The sequence below is a fragment of the Candidatus Chloroploca sp. Khr17 genome, from assembly GCF_004138165.1.
In the GTDB taxonomy this organism is placed as follows: domain Bacteria; phylum Chloroflexota; class Chloroflexia; order Chloroflexales; family Chloroflexaceae; genus Chloroploca.
In genome coordinates this window covers 1-23,579 of record NZ_RYFF01000022.1, presented here as the reverse complement: position 1 = coordinate 23,579, position 23,579 = coordinate 1, and the positions used below count along the sequence as shown (strand labels likewise).

Annotated in this window: 17 protein-coding genes and 1 rRNA gene; 11 read left to right on the top strand and 7 right to left on the bottom strand. The window is 59.1% G+C overall.

Translation table 11 applies throughout. From position 1 onward, the window contains the following. Window positions 1–69: 69 nt before the first annotated feature. The gene (locus tag EKD05_RS13890; protein ID WP_129673707.1) at window positions 70–1,380 is read right to left on the bottom strand and encodes a hypothetical protein; all 1,311 of its coding nucleotides are present in this window, start codon (window positions 1,378–1,380) and stop codon (window positions 70–72) included. Between the two features lie 561 nt (window positions 1,381–1,941). On the opposite strand from EKD05_RS13890, the gene EKD05_RS13885 reads away from it, so the two are divergent. After that, complete coding sequence (locus EKD05_RS13885) at window positions 1,942–3,993, top strand: DUF6541 family protein (protein WP_129673705.1); 2,052 nt, start codon at window positions 1,942–1,944, stop codon at window positions 3,991–3,993. 72 nt (window positions 3,994–4,065) lie between these two features. On the opposite strand, the gene EKD05_RS13880 is transcribed toward EKD05_RS13885, so the two are convergent. The 5 genes from EKD05_RS13880 to nadA all read right to left on the bottom strand — a co-directional run bounded on the left by EKD05_RS13880 (window position 4,066) and on the right by nadA (window position 12,121). Continuing rightward, window positions 4,066–5,052, bottom strand: a complete 987-nt coding sequence (locus tag EKD05_RS13880; RefSeq protein WP_129673703.1) for an ABC transporter permease — start codon at window positions 5,050–5,052, stop codon at window positions 4,066–4,068. Then, window positions 5,049–7,391 carry a hypothetical protein gene (locus EKD05_RS13875; protein WP_129673701.1) on the bottom strand — a complete coding sequence of 781 codons (2,343 nt, stop codon included), beginning with the start codon at window positions 7,389–7,391 and terminating at the stop codon, window positions 5,049–5,051. The genes EKD05_RS13880 and EKD05_RS13875 overlap by 4 nt, the downstream gene beginning before the upstream one ends. Window positions 7,392–7,434: 43 nt before the next feature. Then, window positions 7,435–8,790 (bottom strand): J domain-containing protein, encoded by a 1,356-nt coding sequence (locus EKD05_RS13870; protein ID WP_129673699.1) that lies wholly within the window; start codon window positions 8,788–8,790, stop codon window positions 7,435–7,437. A 246-nt stretch (window positions 8,791–9,036) separates the two neighbouring features. Next, window positions 9,037–10,692 carry an L-aspartate oxidase gene (gene nadB, locus EKD05_RS13865; protein ID WP_129673697.1) on the bottom strand — a complete coding sequence of 552 codons (1,656 nt, stop codon included), beginning with the start codon at window positions 10,690–10,692 and terminating at the stop codon, window positions 9,037–9,039. Between the two features lie 457 nt (window positions 10,693–11,149). Further along, window positions 11,150–12,121, bottom strand: a complete 972-nt coding sequence (nadA, locus tag EKD05_RS13860) for a quinolinate synthase NadA (RefSeq protein ID WP_205703944.1) — start codon at window positions 12,119–12,121, stop codon at window positions 11,150–11,152. Window positions 12,122–12,466: 345 nt separating this feature from the next. Here nadA and lspA (EKD05_RS13855) point away from each other — a divergent pair, with 345 nt between their 5' ends. The 8 genes from lspA (EKD05_RS13855) to mutL all read left to right on the top strand — a co-directional run bounded on the left by lspA (EKD05_RS13855) (window position 12,467) and on the right by mutL (window position 20,922). Beyond that, window positions 12,467–12,985 (top strand): signal peptidase II, encoded by a 519-nt coding sequence (lspA, locus tag EKD05_RS13855; protein WP_240695777.1) that lies wholly within the window; start codon window positions 12,467–12,469, stop codon window positions 12,983–12,985. Window positions 12,986–12,992: 7 nt separating this feature from the next. After that, a complete protein-coding gene (gene lspA, locus EKD05_RS13850) occupies window positions 12,993–13,559 on the top strand; it encodes a signal peptidase II (RefSeq protein WP_129673693.1) in 567 nt (188 codons plus the stop codon). 7 nt (window positions 13,560–13,566) lie between these two features. Beyond that, window positions 13,567–14,520: an RluA family pseudouridine synthase gene (locus tag EKD05_RS13845; protein ID WP_129673691.1), complete on the top strand. Its 954-nt coding sequence runs from the start codon at window positions 13,567–13,569 to the stop codon at window positions 14,518–14,520. A gap of 119 nt (window positions 14,521–14,639) precedes the next feature. Then, window positions 14,640–15,572 (top strand): malate dehydrogenase, encoded by a 933-nt coding sequence (mdh, locus tag EKD05_RS13840; RefSeq protein ID WP_129673689.1) that lies wholly within the window; start codon window positions 14,640–14,642, stop codon window positions 15,570–15,572. A gap of 188 nt (window positions 15,573–15,760) precedes the next feature. Next, window positions 15,761–17,533, top strand: a complete 1,773-nt coding sequence (locus EKD05_RS13835; RefSeq protein ID WP_129673810.1) for an ATP-binding protein — start codon at window positions 15,761–15,763, stop codon at window positions 17,531–17,533. A 33-nt stretch (window positions 17,534–17,566) separates the two neighbouring features. Continuing rightward, complete coding sequence (locus EKD05_RS13830; RefSeq protein ID WP_097654673.1) at window positions 17,567–17,758, top strand: hypothetical protein; 192 nt, start codon at window positions 17,567–17,569, stop codon at window positions 17,756–17,758. 50 nt (window positions 17,759–17,808) lie between these two features. Next, a complete protein-coding gene (locus EKD05_RS13825) occupies window positions 17,809–18,810 on the top strand; it encodes a PP2C family serine/threonine-protein phosphatase (RefSeq protein WP_129673687.1) in 1,002 nt (333 codons plus the stop codon). 201 nt (window positions 18,811–19,011) lie between these two features. Next, window positions 19,012–20,922 (top strand): DNA mismatch repair endonuclease MutL, encoded by a 1,911-nt coding sequence (gene mutL, locus EKD05_RS13820; RefSeq protein WP_129673684.1) that lies wholly within the window; start codon window positions 19,012–19,014, stop codon window positions 20,920–20,922. A 61-nt stretch (window positions 20,923–20,983) separates the two neighbouring features. Here mutL and EKD05_RS13815 read toward each other — a convergent pair whose 3' ends face one another. Further along, window positions 20,984–22,189 (bottom strand): C45 family peptidase, encoded by a 1,206-nt coding sequence (locus EKD05_RS13815; RefSeq protein WP_240695775.1) that lies wholly within the window; start codon window positions 22,187–22,189, stop codon window positions 20,984–20,986. A gap of 449 nt (window positions 22,190–22,638) precedes the next feature. Here EKD05_RS13815 and EKD05_RS13810 point away from each other — a divergent pair, with 449 nt between their 5' ends. Both EKD05_RS13810 and EKD05_RS13805 read left to right on the top strand, forming a co-directional pair. Then, a complete protein-coding gene (locus EKD05_RS13810) occupies window positions 22,639–22,995 on the top strand; it encodes a hypothetical protein (RefSeq protein WP_129673682.1) in 357 nt (118 codons plus the stop codon). 509 nt (window positions 22,996–23,504) lie between these two features. Beyond that, window positions 23,505–23,579, top strand: a 16S ribosomal RNA gene (locus EKD05_RS13805); the annotation flags it as partial.

The window sequence follows — 23,579 nt, the reverse complement described above, 5'->3', positions numbered from 1 at the left end:
ACATCAGCGCGACGCCGACCGCTTCCAGATACGCTGCGCCCAATCGACAACCACAAATCTGCCATCGCCCTAGGGTTCCAGCAATGGCAAAGCTGATGTGGGTACCACGGTTGGCACAGGGGGCGGAGGAATAGAGGAGGGCAGCACCTGGCTGATCATCAAGATAAGCACTAGGACGGCAATAATCAGCGCCACCAGTTTTGGCGAAAAGCCTTGCTTGCGCGGGGTCTCGTTACGAGCGCGTTGGGCCGGCTCACCTACGGTCGTCGTACCGACGACAAAGGCTTTGGCGCTCGTCAAGGCGCGCGAAGCTATTTGCCCAGCCCCGGTGAGCGTACGCTCGGTACGCAGTGGCTTGCCCACCGGCGCAGCCTCGCCAGCAACCGCATCAGCGGTCACAGATTGACGAGCAACGCTCGCCATCCGGGTATTAAAGAGATATTCACTCCCAGGAACAACCCACAAACGCGGCGCTCCCCAGGCATCCTCGGCCTCCGCGAGCGCTGCTCGTCCATCGGTTGTGGCGAGATCAACTGGTTCATCAGCCACCAGCGCTTCATAACATGGCCCACAAAAGGTGGCAACGCCTGCATTATCCAGGTCGCCTAGCGCAAGAGTGGCAATGCCAAGCCGGTCATGCACTGCCCCTGCAATGCTCGCCAGGGCGACCGCTTCAGCCCCCAGATCAGCCGCAAGGGTCAGTAAGCGTAACTCCTGGTAATCACCAATAATCCCAGCTAACCCTGTCGCATCAAGCGCACGCCCCAGGCGCAGGCGCGCTGTTGCCCCTTGACCCGTTGCATCAGCGGCAACAAGGTGCAGCGCATGGCACGGCTCTTCAGCCAGGGCCTCACGCAGCATCAACGGGTCGGCATCGCGCAACAGATCAACGACCAGACGGCCCTCGCGCACTGGTTGCGCCAGGGCATGACCCAATGGTGCCGCTGCTGCTGCTGCCGCCCCCGGCGCACACGCAATCAACAGGCGTATCGGGCCGCTCAAAGGCAAAGCTGGACGCGAACGGGTAATGCGGCCAACCCGAATCAGCGGGTAATCGTCGCGGATCGCTGGTTGCCACGGGGTTGAACGCCCCAGCGTGATCCATTCCCAGGGCAGGATCGCCACCTCAGGCAAGGCCATGTGCAACTGAATCTGGACGTGGTTCCCCGCTTCACTGGCTGTGTGAGCGGCTTCGAGCAGCAATTGATGCACCGGCGGAGGAAACAGCACTGGCGCGAGCATTTCACCATTGGTCACCATATCATTGGTGAGTACGGGCAACTCGATCAGGGTTTCAATAACTCCGCCTGGACTCGTCGCATGAAGGGTATATCCAGTCGTTCCTTGCCCACTAATGGCGATCTGAAAGGGTATTGCCACTGCCACGCTGCTTACACCTGCCCCTCATAACACTATGTACGCACTATCGCAAAAGGAACGCTGTCACCAGCTTCATGTGACCCTGAGCGGAGCGATGGAATCCGCTCATTGCATGCTTGCAATATAGCATGCCCTTCCCTCTCATGTCTAGTCAGCCACAGCTTATGCCCAGGGCGATTGCATCTTGCCTTGGTGCGTGCCATCAGGCTGGCGGATTGCCCTCACACGCCCACACCGCTGGCGTCAGCGCCTCGGCTACCGAGGGCGAAGCCGACCTTCGCCGGCTCAATCAGGCCACGTAGGTGGCCTTTGCCAGCCAAAAGCCGAGCCGTTGACGGCGACGGAAGAAGATGCAATCGCCCTAGATCACGCAACGGTGCGCCCACGTTTGGGCAAAGACGCCTCCGGCGAGGGATTGTGAGACCGCAGTTCCCAGGAAGAACGCGTGCACAAGCGTCGATTGCTAGGGCGTTAGACCTAACGATCGCATATCAGCTGTAGGCATAGAAGTAGTACAATACCCTACGTGTATCACAGGCTCTAGTGTAGCGAGGATGTGCGTTGCAATCGGTCGTTCAGGAACTGCGTCAGCAGCGACGCTTGCTTGTGGTGGGAGTGGTGCTTGCCCTGGTCGCGGGACTGGCTGCACCGCAGGGACGGCTGGTTGTGTCCATGGCCGCGCTACTCGTTGCCCCTGGGTATCTCGTGGAACGCTATCTGGTGCGGGCTTCGTTGCCATGGCTGCCCCGTTTGACCATCTGGCTCGGACTCAGTGTGAGCCTGGTGGCGTTGCTTTACCAGTGGCTGTGGCCTCTTGGTCTGCCCGTGAGTGCCCCGATGCTCTGGGCAGGGAGCCTTCTCCTGGGGTTGGCTGCCCTTGTGACGGTCTGGCGTGGTCGTAATGCGGTTCCTCCTTCGCTGGCGTTGCCTTCACCGCAATGGCCCTTGATGGCGCTGTTGACGCTTGCGGTCTTTGGTTTCACCTTTCTCCAACGCATGGCCGAAATTGATGGTGTGGCCCTGCCACCCTGGGTTGACTCGGTGCATCATACCTTGCTGGTGCGCATTGCGGTCGAGACCGGCCTCGCGCCTCATTCGCTTGAGCCCTACCTGCCCGTCAATGATCTGCCCTACCACTGGGGCTATCACGTTGTCATTGCGACGCTTGTGCGCCTCAGCGAGGTTGCCCCAGTTGATGCGATTCTGCTAACCGGCCAGATCTTCAATGCACTCCATACGCTAACGGTCGCAAGCCTCGCGCTTGTGCTGTGGCGGCGTCCAGTGGCGGCACCGGTGGCCGCCTTGGTCGTAGGGTTGCTCTCGTTGATGCCGGCCTATTATTTGTCGTGGGGGCGCTATACCCAACTGGTGGGCTTGCTGATGCTGCCCGGTCTGGCGCTGGTGTGGCATCAGGCGTTGCGTGGCAATGGACGTGGATGGTGGGTGCTTGTGGCCCTGTTGATGGCCGGCCTCAGCCTGGTGCATATGCGGGTCGTCTTTTTTGCCGGGGCGTTGCTTGTTGCCCAGACCCTGCTGTGGGCCAGTACGCGCCCGTGGCCTGTCGTACGCATTGCTCTCAGGGACGCGTTTGCCGCGACGGTTGCCGCGGGTATCTTGACGCTCCCCTGGATCATGCTGCTCGTGAGACGCACCCTCTTGCCCGCTGCCACCTCAGGAACATTGGCGGGGAATGAGGATTATAATGCCTTGAATCAAGGGTTGCTTTGGGTTGACCATACCCGACTGCTGGTTGCCCTTGCCCTGAGTAGTGCGCTGATTGGGCTCTGGTACCGCCAGCGTGTTGCGGCGATCGTGGCGCTCTGGGTCGGGTTACTGGTGGTGATGGCCAATCCCTGGCTGGTGCCTTATCTCTTGCCGGCAACGGGCCTGGTGATGTTGCTCAATGGACTACGCATACGTCACCTCGCTTTGAGCCTGGTTGGTCTGGGCTTGCTGGTGCTCAATCCGTTTTTTGTTCGCCTGCCCTACCTTTGGCTGCTGACCAACGATGCCGTGGTGATCTCGCTCTTTCTGCCGCTTGCCGTGCTTATTGGCGGTGGGGCAGCACTGGTGAGTGAGCAACTGGTGAGCATGGTGCGTCCGGTGTTACGGCCTGCTCTCTATGCAACCGGGCTGGTGGGCCTGGTGGCGGCAGGTATCTGGGGCACGCAGACAATGAGCGAGATACCCAATACGGCGACACTACTGGCGACCCCTGCCGATCGCATGGCGCTTGATTGGGTGGCAACCAATACGCCACCCGAGGCGCGCTTTCTCGTCAATGCGGCCCCCTGGCTGCCCGCCGCCCGACGGGGTGTTGACGGTGGGTGGTGGCTGTCACCGCTCGCCGGACGTTGGACAACCGTGCCGCCAGTGCTCTTTAGCTATGGCGATCCGGCCTATGTCGCCCACATGCACGCCCTCGGCGACCGCATTATCAACCATACGCCCGAGAACAGGCAGGATATCTTTGCCCTCATCGCCAGCGAGTCAATTACCCACATCTATCTGGTTGAAGGACGTGGCCCTCTGCAGCCGACCCTCTTTGCCAATGCGCCCGGGTTTCGTCAGATCTATGCCCGTGATGGGGTCGTCATTTTTGCGGTTGAGTAGCAACATTTCTGGCGAACGCGGCCAACTTTGCTGGCCGCGTTCGCCAGAAGCAACGTTCGGACAGAGCTTCGTTTAGCCCCGTGTCAACCCGGCCATCCACCAGTCGCGGGCACCATACGCCAGGACGAGGTAGCCAAGCAGGATCAGGAGCAGCGCCAGATCGACCTTGCCTGGGCGCCAGCGACGGCGTGGTGTTGCCAGATGCAGGGTTAGCCAGAAGAAGAGCAGGCTCAAACCCCCATAGAGCATCCAGGTCGCTCGGTAGAGGGGCAAGACACCCTGCGCACCGGCATCAATCACGCCGCGGGTAAGCAGGTTGAGCAGCACTAGCGGGCGCAAACCTCCGGTAAACGAGATAATGTCGGGTGGGCGCGCCGGCACCAGCGCAGCGGCCATCGCCGACAAGGGGTTGGCAAAGACGTAGATCGCCGGAGCGGGCAACATGCTATTGAGGAGCGACCAGAGGTTGGCTGCGAGCAGGGTGCCACCCACAAGGCTGATCAAGAGCGCATAGCAGAGCAGGGTAGCGCTGTAGGTCTGACGGGTCGCTGCCGAGCAGAAGAGCCCAAAGACGCTGCCGAGCAGGGCCGTGATCAGCAGCGTACTCAAGACCCGCCCGAGATCAGCAAGGCTTACCCCACCAAAGAGCAGCACGACCGCAAAGACCGGCAAGACCGCCAGGATCAGGATCAACAACAGGGCGAAGGCGGCGACCAGTTTGCCAGCGACCAGTTGAATCGGGGTCATCGGGGTCGTCTGGAGCATCGCAAAGGTGCCACGCTCGTGCTCGCTGCTGATCGCATTGACGGTTGTCGCCGGGGCGAGAAAGACGATCAGCGCCTGGATGACCAGACTGAGCGTAATGAAGAGAATTTGCCCGATCTGGGCACTGACGAGCGGTGCCCCACGGTCAAGTTGACCCACAATTGCGCCGTAGATCAGGCGGGCCGCAATGGACGCGAGGCCAATCAAGAGCGCCAACAAGAGCGCTGAACGGCTGCCCCGCATCTGTACGGCAAATTCTTTGAAGAGAATCGGCATCGACGGGCCGCGGCTCATGGCAAGACTCCTTGCAGGCGTGCGCCAAGATAGAGGCAGCCAGCCTCGACAATGCGGCCATCAAGCCGCAGTTGCAAGCGGCCATTGCGCAAAAACGGCGCAGGGTTTTCGAGTTGCAATTCACCAGGGCCATCAAACGACTGTTCCACCCAGCGTTCACGCTCCCAATCATAGACCTCGATGATTACGCCCGCATTCGGCCATGTGCGCTCACTCTCGATTACTAGGCTGAGCCGTTCGGCGCGTAGCTCGGCCAGTTCAGCAGGAAGCCGCAACTCGCCCATTGTGGGTGCCATTGTCGCCGGTATGCCTGCCCCTCGCGAACCAAAACATTGCGTCTGCTGTGAGGCGATCCAGTCTGGTCTGAGCCAACCTTCGTTGAGCAAGATTGGCCCGCTGCCGCGGAAGTCCGGACGTAGCGCCAGCAATGTCACCTCCTGGACGGCAGCGGGGACATTGACCTGCATACCGAGCGGATTCTGGTCGAGCCACGCGAAGACGAAGGGGCCTTCTTGACTGAGCACATTATTCTGAATGACCGCCGCATTGAGCAGCGCCTCGCGTGCCAGGACATAGCGACTCGCCGCCTGCCCCGGCCCTTGTCCGGCCTCCAATTCTTCGCGGAGCACCAGGAAACTGAGCGCCGTATTGCGTGCGACCGCTTCAGGGGGATCGAGGGGCCACGGTTGCGCCGCTGTTTCACCTGGATTGAGCGTGCCTAGCCTGACAACCCGCTCACCAAAGACCGCCACGGCGTCGCGCAGCACCAGATCGCTTGTGTTGACCACCTCGATCTGCAGCGTACCATCAACCAGCAGCATCGTCGCCTGGATGCCTTCCAGGGGCATCTGGGCTTCCGCCATCACCCCCTGGATCTGCCAGGCCTCAAGCGGCAGCGGAAGCTCGGGGCTCAACTGGGCCAGATCGCCAACGACACCATTGACCTGCCCAAACACACCTGCGGCGGAACGCACAGGGCGCACAAGCGCCTCATCGCTCGTTGTGAGCCGCACCTCCTGTTGTTGTGGCACGAGCATGCCAACAAAACCGCGCACTCGGGCAAGGTTGGGTTCGGTCATTTCCACCAGGGTCATACGGCTCACCAGCCGTTGTTCGGGTCGAATGGCGAGGGCAAGGCCAACGACGAGTGCCCCAGTCGCGAGCGCAACCCCTGGCACAACCACCCATGCCCAGGCCTGGCGATCGAACTGGCGCAAAATGAGCGCAATCCCAGGCCCAATCAGGATGGTATAGAGGGCAAGTACCAAAAAAATGAGATCAACGGGTGGTAACGTCAGCGCAGGCAGATTCGACAGACCGGCGGTAATGACCTGTTCTTGCAGAATATCAACGGTGCTCTGCGTCCCAAAAGGCGTCGTAATGCGTTGCCCAGGGCGCAACAGACTCTGCCAGAAGGCCGGGGCTTGTTCCCAACGAATCAGGGCAGGCGCACCAGGATCGAACGCGAGCTGGGTCACACTCCCACGGCCAACCTGGCGACTCACCCATGCCGGAGCGTCAGCCGCGCCAGTCGCAATTGCCCCAGGCACAGGCAACAACTGAAGACCAGGCAAAACGCCGGGGCCGGGTGCGGTACTCAACGCAACCAGCGGCGCATCATCAATCTGGCGCGTCGCTCCGAGCGTAGCGGGCAAGAGACGTGGCGGCATACCGGCGATCGTGCGGGCCGCGGTTGGCCCACCACCAAGCAGCAGATGACCACCAGCATAGACCCAGCCGCTGAGCGCCTCTTGCTGGGCAGGACTCAGATTCGCGAACGGAACATCGTGAAGCAGCACGAGATTCAGGCTACTCAAGCCTGCCATGCGGTCAGGGAAGAAGGCCGGGTCGAGCAGGAACGTATTGAAGGGAAAGGTTGTGACATCCTGGCGACGGGGCAAGTTCAACTGGGGATCGGACGCGACAAGCAAGCCGAGCATCCGTTCATCGCGACGGGGACGCAGCTCAAGCTCAGTTTCAGCGAGCACCAGATTCTGCTGCTCAACCTGCACCACCAGTGAGCGCACCTCTTGATCGAGCGCAACGTAGAGTGTCAGTTGCTTGACGGCTCCGGCGGGCAATTCAACCCGCTGCCCATTCCGCAGCGACGATTCAGCGGCCCCGGCCACAACCAGCACATCAATGGCTGGGCCATCGTTGCGCAGGTCAAGTTGCACCGGCAACCATGTGCCGGGTGTATAGTTGCCATCAAAAGCAGGAACAGCCGTCAGGCTCAGGTTTGCCTGAGCAGCGACTGGCGTGACAGAGAACACCCCACAAAGGAGCACGGCCAGGAGCAAGAGCAAGCGCCGCACAAGCATCTGGAAGGAGGTCATCACCAGGATAACACCAATCCTTTACTGAAATAGCCCGTAAAGCCCTTTACAACTCACGAATGCTCAAATTGCGGAACACCGCGACAACTTCAGGCTCACGGGCCATGGCAATCATTCCATAGCGCGGCGTTGGAGGTGGGGCCTCAACAACCAGGGTTGCCACAGCCTGCCCATTGATGCCAAGCGCGACTTCAAGCCCGTCGAGGCGGGCTACAAGACGGTTGGTCGCCTGTGGCTCAGTGACAATCGCGGGATGCACCTCATCGCGTAGCCGATTATCGCTCCCGTTCACACGTTGCTCAAGCCGATACCGGCCTGTGGCTGGCTCAACAAAAAAGGCCAGAAAATTGCTTTCGGCAAAGCGCAGCATCAAACCGGCGGCCCCACCGGTAACCCTCAGATCAACACCGATCAGGTAATCCAACCCGGCCGGTGAGGTATTGAAGGCCCAGATATTGCCCGCGCTACGGACGGCGGTAATCCGATACCCATCCTGCGCAAACCCGACATTCCACCCGCGCCCACCCACCTCGGGCCATCCCTCACCCGATGTGAGATCGTTGGCATAGGCGATTGACCCTGTTTCCGGCAAGGTGACGGTTGTGGCTGTCACGGGGCGTGCGGTGGACTCGCTGGTTGGTACCGGTGTGGTCGTTGCAGTGGCCTCGGGCGATACCGGCGCAGTCGGCACCATGCTGGCAGGGGGCGGTACGGGGATCACCGTTGGCGCAGGCGATGCCGGTGGCGTCGTTGGGGACGGCAACGTATCAGCCTGTGGGGCCTCGGCAGCCGTATTGTCACTGAGACGGTCACGCAACCCCCAACCAAGCGCTCCAAGGCCGGCCATTGCCAACGCACCGACGCCTCCGAACACCAGTGTACGCCGACTCTTATCGGTTTTTGGGGTTGGACGAGCCTTGGAAGCGGCCTGCGTAGCCCGATTGAGTGCGGCCTCGGCCTGGGCCAACAACACCGTACTATCACGATAGAACGGGTTGATCTGCTGGATGGTTCGGAAATCAGCAATTGCCTGCGTATACCGTCCGGCATCAAGATGGTCACGCGCTTTGCCGTACAGGTCGGCCAGCGTATCACGAGGAGGGGGCACCGGCGGCGCTGTCGAGGCACGTTTCGACAACGACACCCCGGGCTCAGGGTTCTCAGGGATCAGCCGGCGATTATAGGCTGTACGTGCGACAAAATCGCTCAGCACCTGATAAGCCTCATTAATCCGTTGCGCTCGACGACTCGCATATGCTTGCTCATCTGAGGTAGCATGGACGTACCGATCAGGATGGTAGAGTACCATCTGCTGACGGTAGGCTTTTTTGATCGCATCGATCCTGGCATTGCGTTCAACGCCAAGGAGAGCGTAATAATCAAGGTGCTCGAACTCTTCCATTCCGGGTTTGATCCTGAAGCCTGCCTAGTTTAGCGTGCGTTTTTGTATTATAGCATAGAGCTACCTGGGGGCTTTGCCGCTGGTACATGAACTTGTGCGCTGCCCTTGCTTGTGTTGGCGAAAACGGCCAGTACGACCTCCGAAGCCTGCGGGCAATGTTCTCTAACCCAGCTTTTGTCGCTGGAAACGGGCAGGTTAGCTCGCCGCTTCCAGCGACAAAAGAACCTTGGAGGATAGAGGCATGCCTCAATCAGCTGCGTGTGCGATCGGCTCAAAGCGAGCTAGACTGGCAAGGGTGGCTGGTTCACGTGAACGCTGCTGGACACTATGGCCCCGCCAGGTTTCACTGGCCTGAGGAAAGTCGCGGCGAAAATGTCCACCTCGGCTCTCCTGGCGTAAACTGGCCGCTTGGATGATCAAACGCGCAGTTATGGCTGCATTGACAGCAGTAATGGCATCAGGATCATCGGCGGCTGCCTGCGCAGGCCACCGGGTGAGTTGGACATACCCTTCGCCGAGGCCAGCACCATCACGCAGTGGCCCAGCATAGCTCTGCATAATCGCCGCCAGGCCGTCCCGCCACGCGATTGGCGCAGGTGACGACGCAGGTGCAATGTTACGTTCGGGAACCAGTTCTAGATGCACACTTTCGCGGCGTGAACCCTCTGTGTCGGCCCATTGCAGCGCAGCCTGACCTGCCCGTCGTCCAAAAACGATGCATTCGAGGAGCGAGTTTGACGCAAGGCGATTGGCCCCATGCACACCTGTACAGGCAACTTCGCCAGCGGCAAAGAGACCAGGAAGACTTGTCGCGCCGGTGAGATCGGTACGCACGCCACCCATTAGATAATGGGCTGCGGGGGCCACCGGGATAGACTGACGCACCGGATCAAGGCCATACTCACGCAGCCGGGCGCAAATCGTCGGAAAGTGCTGTTCGATACGGGCCGATGGCAGATGCGTCAGATCAAGCAAGACATGGTCGCTGCCAGTGCGCTGCATCGCCGCATAGATCCCGCGGGTCACAATATCACGCGGGGCAAGTTCGGCCCGTGGATCATAAGCCGGCATAAAGCGCTCGCCGGTCGTCGCACATAAGATCCCGCCTTCGCCGCGGGCCGCCTCGGTAATCAAAAAGCCCTCGCCGGTCGGTGTACGGTAGACCGTCGGGTGAAACTGGACAAACTCCATATCGGCAATCTCAGCCCCGGCGCGATAGGCCATCGCAATGCCCTCACCGAGGGCGGCTGGTTGATTGCTGGTCAACCCATAGAGCGCCCCGGCCCCGCCACTAGCGAGCACCGTGGCGCCCGCCAACAAACGATGCCACTGGCCCTGCGGATCGCGGGCAAGCGCACCAATGATCTGGCCCTGGCGATCAAGCAGATCGACCGCCTGCCAACCTTCGAGCAGATGAATACGCGGATGTGCCCGCGCCTCGGCAATCAGCGCAGCCGTGACGGCCCAGCCGGTTGCATCACCGACATGCACGATCCGACGGGCAGAATGGCCGCCCTCAAGCCCAAGGGCAAAATGCAACGCGTCGGCGCGCTCGAAGGGAACCCCGCGTGTCGCCAGTTCGCACATCAAGGCTGGTGCCTCGTTGGCTAACACGGTCGCCGCATCTTCGTCGGTCAGTCCGGCCCCGGCGACCAGCGTATCTGCCACATGCGCGTGCGGTGAGTCGGCGGCATCAAGGGCGGCCGCGATGCCCCCCTGGGCAAGGGCTGAATTGCTCTCGCAGAGCGGCCCCCGCGCCAGTACGAACACGTCGGCATGGGCCGCTGCCGTCAACGCGGCGGTCAAACCAGCCGCCCCTCCACCAATCACCAGCACATCAGTATGCCGGTTCAAGAGAACGCTCGGCAACGCTGCGAGCGCATAACGCGGAAGATTATTCATAGGTGTTTACCCTTGAGGGCGGGAAACCCACCCGCTTCTCGCGGTGGGAGGACCGCCCCGGCTGTAGCCCGCTTGAGCGCACGTTTGCATGGGCATGCGAATACTGCTGTCCTACGCTCGGATGTGCGAAGGCACTCGTGGTGCGCACCACGAGCCACGGTTTGCACGTTGCCAACGGAACCTTCGGGAGTTCCGGCAGGGAAGCCCGCTGCCGGGGAAAAGGTTGACGGTCTGCGCCACGCACGACACCTTTCGTTGTGCAGGGCCAGGGAAAGCGGAAAGATGAAAGACGAAAGCTGAAACATGGATCATTTTTCATCTTTCATCTTTCCGCTTTCATCTTTCCCCCGGCCTCTTGTGCTGCGTCGCCTCCGGGCGAAGGAGCGAGCACAAGCCCACTTGCTTTCGCGGTGGGTATCTGACTGAAAAACCATTAGCCGAAGCCACCAGACCAATCTCAGAGCGCCACCATGCGCTCGATCGCCGTCCGTGCACGTGCGGCCAATGCAGGCTCAACCGTCACTCGATGGGTTAGGTCGCGCAGACTATCACGCACCTTTTCCAGTGTAATCATCTTCATGTATTTGCAACTAATCGACTCATCAATCGGCACAAATTCCTTGGCGGGGTTGGCCTTACGCATCCGGTGGAGCACGCCGATCTCGGTGGCAACCACAAACTGCTGCGCTGGACTCGCAGCGGCGTGGCGGATCATGCCCTCGGTCGAGAGAATATGGGTACCCTCGGGGTTGAGCGCCCCAGTGGCAAGGTAGTGCATCGTACTGCTCACACAGCCACACTCGGGATGGATCAGAAAATCGGCACCGGGCAAGGCCGCGCGCTGACGTTCAACCATGGCGGGGCGAATCGCCGCGTGAACATGGCACTCGCCGGCCCAGATCTCGATGTTGCGCCCCGTTTGCTGGCGCAGATAGCTGCCAAGAAACATATCAGGCAAAAAGAGGATCGTCTTGTCTTCAGGGATCGCCCGAATCACCCGCTCGGCATTGCCCGAGGTACAGCAATAGTCGCTTTCCGCCTTGACTTCAGCCGTGGTATTTACATAACTGACGACAACTGCGCCGGGGTGCTCGGCCTTCCACGCCCGCAACTGATCAGCGTTGATCGAGGCCGCTAACGAACAGCCGGCCTCAGGATCAGGGATCAAGACCGTCTTTTCGGGCGAGAGGATCGCCGACGTTTCGGCCATAAAATGAACCCCGCAGACCACCAGCACCGGGGCCTCGCTGTGGGCAGCATACTGAGCCATGCCGAGCGAGTCGCCGACATAATCAGCAAGATCCTGGATTTCACCATACTCATAGTTGTGCGCAAGGATCACCGCGTTGCGCTCGGCTTTCAACGCAGCAATCTCTTCGGCGAGCACCGCCGCAGCCTCGGGCGGCGTATGATAAAGCGACACTGACACCTCGGAACCTCCCTTGCTTAACACGTACTTATTAGTGTACATTAAACACTATCTGCACCGACAAAGAGAGCCATGCGACCGAACGGGACATTGTCATCTTGACACTAACAGCCCGTCGCAAAACGGTCGCACGGCCTGTTGTAGATCTGACACTAGTATACGCCCTGAGTGAGGCTATTGTCAAGAGGACACTAGTATGTAAGGATGGCGACGGCAGAAGATGCCATTGCCCTGGCATATGAGGCGTTGCCACTCCAAAAAAGAGGCAGAATCTATTATAATGACATGAAAGCTCCTTCAAACTACTGACGTGGCGTTGCAACGCCATACACTTAGGAGGTATCTGTGCAGCGTTCGCACACTATTCGTATATGGATCATACCGCTCGCCATCGCAAGCACTTTTATCTTGCTTGACCAACTGACCAAATGGTGGGTTGTGCAAACCCTTGGCCCCGAGACAATGGCGCGGTCGATCCCCCTGCCTGGAGGGTTGGTTCGCCTTGTCTATTCACACAATACGGGCGTTGCTTTTAGCATGTTTCAGGGGCAACCCGAGTTGCTGACGGTGGCCGCTCTCTGCATTGTTGCTGGGGCAATCTATTTTTATACGGCCCATCTCGATCATCACCAGACTCTTATTCAGGCGAGCATGGGCCTGATTATGGGGGGGGCCTTTGGCAACCTGATTGATCGCATCAGGCTCGGGTATGTGGTCGATTTCATCAGTGTGGGGTGGTTCCCGATCTTCAATGTGGCCGACAGTGCGATTACCATCGGGGCAGTGCTGCTCATCTACCAGTTTTTGCGTGAGGATCTTGCCGAGCGCCGTGCACGCAAGCATGAGACGCTGACCAGTCAGTGAGACAACCTTGAGTGCATCAGTCTCGCCATCTACCCAGACGCAACGCTGGCTTCTCCCACTACTTGTGGGGGTGAGTATCTTTGTCCTTGATCAGCTTAGCAAAGCCTGGGCGGTCAATGCGCTCGGGCCAGAACCAGGTCAGCGCAGCATCTATCTTGTTGGCGCATCGTTCAAACTCATGTATACCCGTAATACTGGCGTGGCCTTTGGTCTTTTCCAGAACTTATCACCGCTCTTCATTGTGACATCACTGCTGATTATCGGGGGGTTGATCTACGCCTATGCCGCCTATCTGCCCAATCATCGGCGGCTGATTCAAGGGGCAACCGGCCTGATTGTTGGAGGTGCCCTGGGGAACGTGCTGGATCGGATCCGCCACGGGTATGTGGTTGACTTTATCAGCGTCGGCTGGTGGCCGGTCTTCAATCTGGCCGATAGCGCCATTACCGTTGGCACAATCACCCTTGCAACCTATCTGATCTTTGTCGGCGATGAACCCGCCCCAGCTCCCCTGCCCCCTCCACGTGATGATACGCTGCTGGATGAGTTATTGAGCAAAGATGTTGAGGTCTAAGTACCCTATGGATAACGTCACAGAGCCTGATTCGTTTGAACTCTTTGTGCCACCTGATGACTCTGGTGAGCGGGTTGATCGCTTTGTGGCGCGGAGTGTCGCCGATCTGTCGCGGTCATATGTGCAACAGTTGATTGACGAAGGGCGTGTGGTTGTCAACGGGCGGATGGTGCGTGCGAGCCATAGCTTACGCGGGGGCGAACGGGTGCTGGTAACGGTACCGCCACCGCAGCCAACAAGCTTGCAACCCGAGGCGATTCCGCTGTGCATTGCCTACGAAGATGCCGATATTGTGGTGGTCGATAAACCAGCGGGGATGGTTGTTCACCCTGCTCCCGGACATCCCGGGGGAACCCTGGCAAACGCCTTGTTGTCACGCTACCCCGAGATGCAGGTCAACGGCGGGATCCGCCCGGGCATTGTCCATCGCCTTGACCAGGATACGTCAGGGTTGCTGGTGGTAGCGCGCCATGATCGTGCGATGCAAGCGCTGACCGAGCAGCAACGCGCACGCCAGATGCTCAAGATCTATCTGGTTGTCGTCGCAGGGCACTTCAAACAGCGTGAAGGCGTGATTGATGCCCCCATTGGACGCCACCCATCTGACCGGTTGCGTATGACGGTCACCCACAGACCAACCGGGCGTGACGCCCGTACCCACTACCGTGTGCGTGAAGAGTTGGGCGATTATACGTTGCTTGAGGCACAGTTGGAGACCGGGCGCACCCATCAGATTCGGGTGCATATGTTGCACACCAACCATCCCGTGCTCGGCGACCAGACCTATGGCGGGAGGCGTCCGCGCTCGAGCTTTGGCTTGAACCGCCAGTTTCTGCATGCGCATCGCCTCGGTTTCTGCCACCCCCACGATGGCACCTGGCGTGAATTTGTCTCACCACTGACCGATGATCTCGAAGCGACGCTGACGAAACTCCGTGTTGCCGCAGGTCCGCATCAATGAACTCCAGGTTGCCCGATCTTTCGTCCGGTGTGCTACAATGCACACGTATCATCTGGCTCTTGTTGTGATACAAGGCATCTGCTATCCGAGCGCTCAGCGCAGAGGTTTAGGAGTAAGCTATGCGAAAAAAGATTAGCATCATTGGTTCCGGGTTCGTCGGATCGACCACCGCCCACTGGGTAGCCGCCAAAGAGCTTGGCGATATTGTCCTGCTCGATATCGTTGAGGGTATACCTCAAGGCAAGGGGCTTGATCTCTATGAAGCCGCGCCAATCGAGGGCTTTGATTGCAAGGTCATTGGCTCAAACTCGTATGCTGATACGGCCGACTCTGATATCATTGTGGTGACCTCGGGTGCGCCACGTAAGCCGGGGATGAGCCGTGAAGATCTGATCAAGGTCAATGCTGATATTACCCGTAGCTGCATCTCGCAGGCCGCCCCGCTTTCCCCCAATGCCGTGATCATTATGGTCAACAATCCGCTTGATGCGATGACCTATGTTGCCGCAGAAGCCAGCGGTTTTCCCAAAGAACGGGTGATGGGGCAGGCTGGCGTGCTTGATAGTGCGCGCTATCGTGCGTTTATTGCGATGGAGACCGGGGTGTCGGTCGAGGATATTCAGGCGATGTTGATGGGCGGGCATGGTGACGAGATGGTGCCTTTGCCCCGCTTCTCGACCATTGGCGGCATTCCTGTCACCGAGTTCGTTGGCCCCGAGCGCCTCGCGGCCATCGTTGACCGCGCACGCAAGGGCGGCGGCGAGATAGTCAATCTGCTCAAGACCGGCAGTGCCTACTATGCACCCGCCGCCGCAACGGCCCAGATGGTCGAGGCCGTGCTGAAGGATAAGAAGCGGGTTATTCCCGTCGCTGCCTATCTCACCGGGCAGTATGGGCTTAATGATATCTATTTCGGCGTACCTGTGATTCTTGGGGCCGGCGGCATCGAGAAAATTATCGAATTGCCGTTAAATGAAGAAGAGATGGCGCTGCTCGCCAAGTCGGCCAGTGCCGTGCGGAGCACCCTCGATATCTTGAAGACGCTCGGCTAGCCTTTGCATCACGAGAGGGAGGCTTGGATACTCCACGGCCTTCCGAAACGCTGGTTGTTGGCAGGTTTGCTGCCAACAATCAGTCCATAACCCATCATATGGGGCAAGCACCAGCGCCGCACATATACGTCCTGTTCTGTCAATAAAGATGGTTCTTAGATGTGAAGGCCACCACAACAGCGAGTGAAATGTCTGGTTCGCAACCTCTCCAGACCAAGCAGTGGTTCCTGCCTGGGGGCGAGCGTTTTTATGCGCTGGCCCGCTGGTTGACCATTCTGCTGCTCTTTTTAATTACCAACTTTCTCACTGATCAACCTGTATGGCCGGTCTCTAGTACCAGTCCCCCCCTCGTCGTTGTCTTTTGGATCTATGTTGCGGTGAGCGTCCTCGCAACGCTGGCTCTCTTTATCCCACCTATCGCTTCCTGGCTTGAACTCACGTATCTCATCGATATTGGCTTTATCTCTCTGATGATGTTTTTTGGTGGCGAGCAGATCGTCATCTTTTTTCCTCTCTATCTTGTCCCATTGATCAATGCGGCCATCCGCCAGACGAAGCTTATCAGTTTGCTTTCGGGGATTGTCGCTGCCCTCTGCTATATCGCTGCCTTTATCGGCTGGCGCCGGATCTTTGCCGCTGGCCTCGAGACAACCCTCCTTGAGTATGTCGCCCTCTTCTTGCGCGGTTTGACCTTGATCTTTGTGCCTTGGATTACCGCTGGGTTGGCTGAACGCTGGAGTGAAAATAACCGGGCGAGTGTGCAAAACGCCCGCCGTGAGGCTGAAAAGGCGCTCGAAGAGGCTCATGCATATCGCGCTCAGAGCCGGTCGCTCTATGAGGTCGCCTATACCCTGTCGAGTACCGTAGACTATGGGCAAGTCCTTGAAGTGACCCTCCGCGAGAGTTATAAGCTGACCCCCTACACAGCAGGTATGGTGCTGCTCTCTTCGGGTGTGCCCGACGAACTGTATGTTGGCGCAAGCCATCGTTTGAGTATCAGTGATCAGGCTCGGCAGATCAAGGTCACGGCTGGGCTCGCCGAGGCGTTGCATAAACCGAATCCCCACATCCTTGATCTTGCCACACCCGATCCCGACCTGTTGCTCTTTGATAGCCTCACGAACTGTCGTTATGCCTGCCTCATCCCCCTGCGGGCCAACTTGCGCACCTATGGCATCGTGGTCTTTGCCATCGAGCGGGCTGAAACGTTTGCCGAAGATGAGATCGCAGGCTTGACCGCCCTGGTCAATTACGCCATTATTGCCCTGCATAATGCCCAGTTGATCTTCGATCTCCAGGAAGAGCGGAATAAGCTTATTTCGAAAGAAGAGGAAGTTCGCCATCAACTTGCCCGCGATTTGCACGATGGTCCGGCCCAGGCGGTTGCGGCGATCACGATGAATGTCGAGTTTATCAAGCGGTTGCTCGAACGTAACCCCGAGCGGGTACTTGAAGAACTCGATAAGCTCAGTGCCCTGGCGAAACGTACGACCTACGAGGTACGTACGATGCTGTTTGAATTGCGTCCCCTGGTGCTCGAAACGCAGGGCCTCAAAGTGACGCTCGAACAGTATTTGCAACGCTTTCAGCAGAATAGTACCGGCACCAAACTGGTGCTTGAGGCTGATGGGCTTGAGGAAGTCCACCTCGAAACAAAAACCGAGGGGACACTCTTTAATATTATTCAAGAATCAATTAACAATGCGCTCAAGCATGCGCGAGCCAAGCATATCTGGGTGCGGCTCCAACGTGATGGCAATAAGCTGATCGCAGTTGTGCAAGACGATGGGATTGGCTTTGATCTGAATGAAATTATGCGCTCCTACGAAAAGCGTGGTTCGTTTGGGTTGCTTAATATTGATGAACGTGCCCGCCTCGTGAATGGGACGGCCGAACTGGCCTCTACCCCAGGGCAGGGGACAAAAGTTACGATTACGGTACCAATCAACACGAATGGCTGAAATGAAAGGAACAATGGGTCTTCCCTGTTCTTCATGAAAACATCACCACCCGAGCCTGATGAAGTGGCAACGAGCATTGCCCGTGTCCAGCGTGGCTGTCTCTTTATGGCAGCAATTGTGGTGGCACTTGCGATCTTGTTAACCAGTTCAACCGGCAATCTCTTTTTTCTGACGCTGCTTGTTGTTGCCGCTGCTATGGTCATCTTGCCCCGTCTGCTGAAATAGAGCGTCGGAGGAACTGGCCCATGTTTTGGAGCTCGCCCGAGGAGTAACCGATGCGTGTACGCTTCAGTGCCCGTACTCATGTTGGTATGCGGCGCGAGGTTAACCAGGATGCTTACGCGAGTAAGCAACTTGGTTCAATCAATCTGCTGGTTGTCTGTGATGGCATGGGTGGCCATGCTGCTGGTGAGGTTGCGAGTGAACTTGGGGTAGCGACGATTGTCTCGGCGTTTCGGCCCGAGGTCGAACCTGAGGATATGCTACGCGAGGCTTTTATCGGGGCCAATCGGGCGATCTATGAAGCAGGGCGTGGCAGCATGGGTACCACCGGCGTGGCGGCCCTCTTTACCCCTGGTGGTCTCTATGTAGCGAATGTTGGGGATAGTCGGGCTTATCTCGTGCGCGAGGGCCAGATTACCCAGATTTCGCATGATCATTCGTTTGTTTCTGATCAGGTGGCAGCAGGCTTGATGACCCCCGCCCAGGCCCGTTCTTCCAATATTCGCAATATTATTACCCGCGCCCTTGGCCATAGTTCCGAGGTGGACGTCGACCTCTTTACCCTTGCCCTCCGCGCCGGTGATACCGTGATCCTTTCGACTGATGGGATGCACGGCTTGATTACCGATGAAGAGATTGCCGAAATCGCGGGGATGCTGCCACCTGATGCGGCTGTCGAACGCCTCGTTGATTTCGCTAATGAGCGGGGTGGCGTTGATAATATTACGGTCATGGTGGCCCAGGTTGATACCCTTACGGGTGATGATGATGAACCACGCACGCATACCGTTGATGCCTCTAGGGTCGTGACCACGCCCCTCCGTAGCGCACCGGTCGAACGTTCTCTCAACCCGCTGGGGGGCCTGCTTGCGCTGGTGATGCTCTTGCTCCTCGTGAGTACGGTGAGTTATGTCTGGCTCTCCCTTCCGGCGGTACAGCCCCCCGCAGCCCAACCCTCACGCGTCCCTCCTGTCGCGACCCTCGTCCCATTTCCTCCTCCCTCCATGCCGACTGCTACCCCCTTGCCAACACCCGTCAGTAGCCCGACCCCTTAGGGCTGATGCAAAGTCTCAGGAGGGTTAGATAGTATCCGCAGATGACGCAGATGCGGAAGCTGTCATCTGCGTCATCTGCGTCATCTGCGGACGATCGAGATGACTTTGCAACAGCCCTCCCCGACCTCCGAGTTGTAGCATGGATGCTGCTTGGGGTATGGTATACTAAGCACGCAAACATGTTCGCACAAGGAGGGTGTGATGCCTATTCAGCTGCTTGATGCGACGGTTGCGGCGCAGATTGCCGCTGGTGAGGTAGTTGAGCGCCCGGCCTCGGTGATCAAAGAACTGGTGGAGAATGCGCTTGATGCAGGTGCGCGCCGTATTGCGATTGAGGCACGTGGCGGGGGCCTGCGTGAGTTGAAAGTGCAGGACGATGGGGGCGGGATTGCCTCCCACGAACTGGAACTCGCCTTTGAACGGCATGCAACCAGCAAACTCACCACCTCCGAGGATCTCTGGCGCATTGGTACCCTCGGGTTCCGTGGTGAGGCTCTGCCTTCGATTGCCAGTGTCGCCCAGGTCATCTGTCTCAGCCGTACCGCTGCTGAAGAGGTCGGCACCGAGTTGCGCCTGGCCGGGGGTGAGGTGCAGTCGCGTACCCCACGGGGGTGCTCGCCGGGGACAAGTTTCAGTGTGCGCAATCTCTTCTACAATACGCCCGTCCGTCGTGAGTACCTGCGGAGTGAGGCCACCGAGTTGAGCGCGATCAGCGCGGTGGTGCAGCAGTATGCCCTCGCCTATCCCGAGGTGCGCTTTACGCTGCAACTCGAAGGGCGCCTGGCCTTGCAGACCAGCGGCGATGGCGATCTGCGTGCTGTGTTGATCGAGCTCTATGGCCTTGATGTCGCCCGTCAGATGCTGCCCGTCGCCGCCGAGGTTGGCGAAGGTGAGCAGGAGATCCGGGTGGAGGGCTTGCTCTCGCCGCCCGGCCTGACCCGTGGCTCGCGCAGCTATCTGCATCTCTTTGTCAATCGGCGCGCGTTGCAGCCACGCGGGGCGTTGCCTGCGGTTGTTGAAGATGCTTACCATACGATGTTGATGCGCGGGCGGCACCCACTTGTGGTGCTGAATCTCTTTGTGCATCCGCTGGCCGTTGATGTCAATGTGCATCCCACCAAGAGTGAGGTCAAGTTCCGCTATGCGCCCAAAGTGCATGGTACCCTCGGGCGGGCCGTGCGCGAGGCGTTGGTCGCCGGGGCTGGGGTGCCAACATGGGAGGTTGATGAAGCGACGGCCCAGCGCCGGTTCGAGTTGCGCCAGCTTGGGCAAGCGGCCCCGAGTGAACCTGAGCCGTCAGCGTGGGGGGTTGGCGCATCGGCATGGGATCGCGAGCGCAGTCGCTGGGATGCTGGCGGGAACGAAGCCCCTTTCTCATCTGGCGAAGCTCTCGCACCATCAGCTAGCCCACCGCCAACGGCTGACTGGCATGGCGATGCTTCTAATGAAGCCGCGGGTGATTGGCAGGGTGCCTTGCCGCAGCCTCAACCCCGTACAGCAAACGATCTTCCCACAGCCGAGCCGCTGCGTCAAAGCGGTAAGCTGCCACCACTGCGCGTGGTGGGGCAAGTCGGGTTGACCTATATTATCGCCGAGGCCCCCGAGGGGATGTATCTGATTGATCAACATGCCGCCCACGAACGCATTACGTATGAGCGCTTGATCACCCAGTTTGCAGGGGGCAGTGTTGAGTCGCAGGGCTTATTGCTGCCTCGTTCAGTGCCCCTAAACCCGGCCGCGAGTGCGCTCCTGCTTGGCAATCCTGAGCGTCTGGCCGAATGGGGCTTTGTCCTCGATGAGTGGGGCGAAGGAGTGATGGTACGCGCTGTGCCCGCCACCCTTCCTGCCGATCAACTGCCCCGTGCCTTGCACGAACTGGCCGATCATCTGGCTGGGCGCGGCGGTTCGACGCCGCTCGACTGGCGCGAAGCAATGCTCACTACCCTTTCGTGCCATACCTCGGTGCGCGCCGGGCAGACGCTCTCGCTCGAAGAGATGCGCCAGCTTTTGCAGCAACTCGAAGCCTGCACCAGCCCGCGTACCTGTCCGCACGGTCGTCCGACGATGATCCTGATGACCCCGACCCAGCTTGAACGCCAGTTTGGCCGATGAAGGGCCTTTTCGCCGGTTGAAATACCAGCCAGGCTGGTATTTCAACCGGCGAAGCGACGGATCACGCCAGGGTGACCGGTGTAAAAGCCGCCTGACAGGGCGCATCAGGCGCAACATAGATCACGCCGTTGTGTGGGTCAAGCACTAGCCCACAGATGCTCTCGCCCCGGTCAAGCCGGGGGACACGCATATCGGGGAGGCGACAAATGCAGCGCGGTGCATCATGTCGGTCGCGCAGGATCGCTTGAAGCGTCAGCACATCAAGGGCACCATACCCCATCCGCAGCAACTCCCAGGCTCGCCCCTGACGTTCACGCGAGGTCGAGGTTGCCTCAAGCGGGCATTCGCCAGCGGCGGCGGTTTGATCAACGCAATGGTTCGCGTGCGCCAGCAACCCATCTTCGGCCCAGACCTCAGCCACACCAGTCGGACTCACTTCGAGGCTCACCAGTTGGCCCGTCGTCGTCGCAATGGTGACACAGGATGAGCCGCCCGCAGGAACGCGATCGGCCAGGGTACGCGCATCAGCAAACGTCGTGGCCTGCAACATCTTGCGGAGCAAGATATGGACAGGCATGCCCACATGGTGCCCATCACTCTGCGAGCGTAAGAGATTCAACCCGACCACCAGGCCAGCGCTATTGAGCCCAACCTTAGCCAGCATACCGGCTTCGGTCATCGTCAAGATAGCAGGCTCACCAGGGGCATGAATCCGGAGCATAACGCACGCAGCGCGCTGATCACCCTGCCAATCCCAGGTCTGGGCTAGCAACATCCGGCCATCGGTGGTTGCCGGGCCATAGGCAGCGGCGGTCGTACACTCGCCGGCATCACGGTCGAGCTCAGGTGCATCGGCGACCATCCCCTGGTTCAGCGGCTGCTCGTCGGGATGTTCCGGCACCCCGGCGGCGCGGTTACGCGCCATCGCGGCCGCGCCATCGGGGTGATAATAGCCAATTGGGATGCCTGCCATCAACTCGGTACGCACATTGAGTGCCACAATCTCGGCCAGCGCAACCCCGGCACCATCGGCCAGTCCGCGCATCTCTTCAAGCAGATCAGGGGCCACCTCGGTCAACAAAGGCACAAAACGCAGCGCCTCGGCCTGGCTTGCCGCCCAATCGAGGGCGCGGCGATAGGCAAAAAGGCGCGCATAGCTCGCGATGCTATGACGGATACGCAAAGGAACTGCCGTACCGTACATACGCCCACGTTCATAGGGCGTACCAGCAATGGTAATTTCGGGAAACATGAGGGCCGCTTTCATCGTGGGTTACCCTTGCCTTCCAGGCTGATATAGTTTGTCCACTACATTTTCCGACATTCCCGCAGCCTTGTCATGCCTAGCAGAGCGAAGCATCTCTACCATCGGGGCACCTGAGACCCTTCGCCCCGCTCCTAAAACATGGTTTCAGGGTGCTGTACCAGCTACGCTCATTGGAGTGCCGACGTATGGTCTTCCAGAAATGAATCCGCCCGACCAGACCTCACAGGTCTGCCAGACCTGTGAGATCTCACGGGCGCTTACTCTGTTGATCGCGGCACCATTGGCTTGCAGGCCATTTCATACTCAGGGTGACAACATACCAGGAAACTTCGTTGACAGACTCCTCAACAAGAGATAGACGATAGTGTATTATACGCTTAAACGTCGGGGCTACGGTCCTAACGTATGCATCCGAAGGTTCGATGGCCCCAATCCCTAGTCGAAGGCCTATGTTCAGTACACGAGACCGCATCTTGAAATTAGTCGAAACGGGGCAAGTCTCTTCGCATGAAGCGGCTCAGTTGCTTGATGCCCTGGCAGCCGAGACAAGCCCAGTACAGCAGGGACAGACACGTTTGGTACGGGTGCGCGTCACCGATCTCCACACGAGTCATCAGAAGGTCAATGTAGCGATCCCTGTGGGCCTGATCAATGTTGGCCTACGGCTAGGGGCACGACTCGTCCCGCACCTTAGCGAGGCCGCACGGGGCGAATTGCTGGGGAGCATAGCCCGTGGTGCGACGGGACGGTTGCTCGTATGGAACGACACCGAAGAGGGCGAGCGGATCGAATTGCTGGTTGAGTAGTTAGGCATAAGCCTCGGGCGATGGTATCTTCTACCATCGCCGTGAACGGCTCGGCTCATCGTGAGCAAAGGCCTCCTTCATGCCCTGATCCAGCCGGCGAAGGCCGGCTCCGCATGCCGTTGCCGAGGCGTTGCCGCCGACGGTGCGGGCGTGTGAGGGCGATCTGCCGGTCTGATGGCACGCGCCAAGGCAAGTTGCAATCGCCTTAAAACCGTGATCAAACGCCGCTTGACAAAATCTAAACCGGGTGCTATACTCCTCAACGTGTTCAGCGGTTTCACCTCTGACGAGGTAAACCAGAACAAGTGAGAGTAGTTTGAGGCCACAAAGCGAACCGCGCCGACAAAGTCGGAGACGTCGCCAGGCCGGAGGGGCAACCCGCCGCCTGGTTTTTTGTCGCCAAGACCTCTCACAATGCACCTTAGCAACTAAACAGTGACAGCATATAAGTAATGGTTTCACGTTTATTCAGTGGAGTGAACCTGACCGGAAGGTCAGCGCTTCACCATTCAACGCAGAGTTTGATCCTGGCTCAGGACGAACGCTGGCGGCGTGCCTAATGCATGCAAGTCGGACGCAGGGTG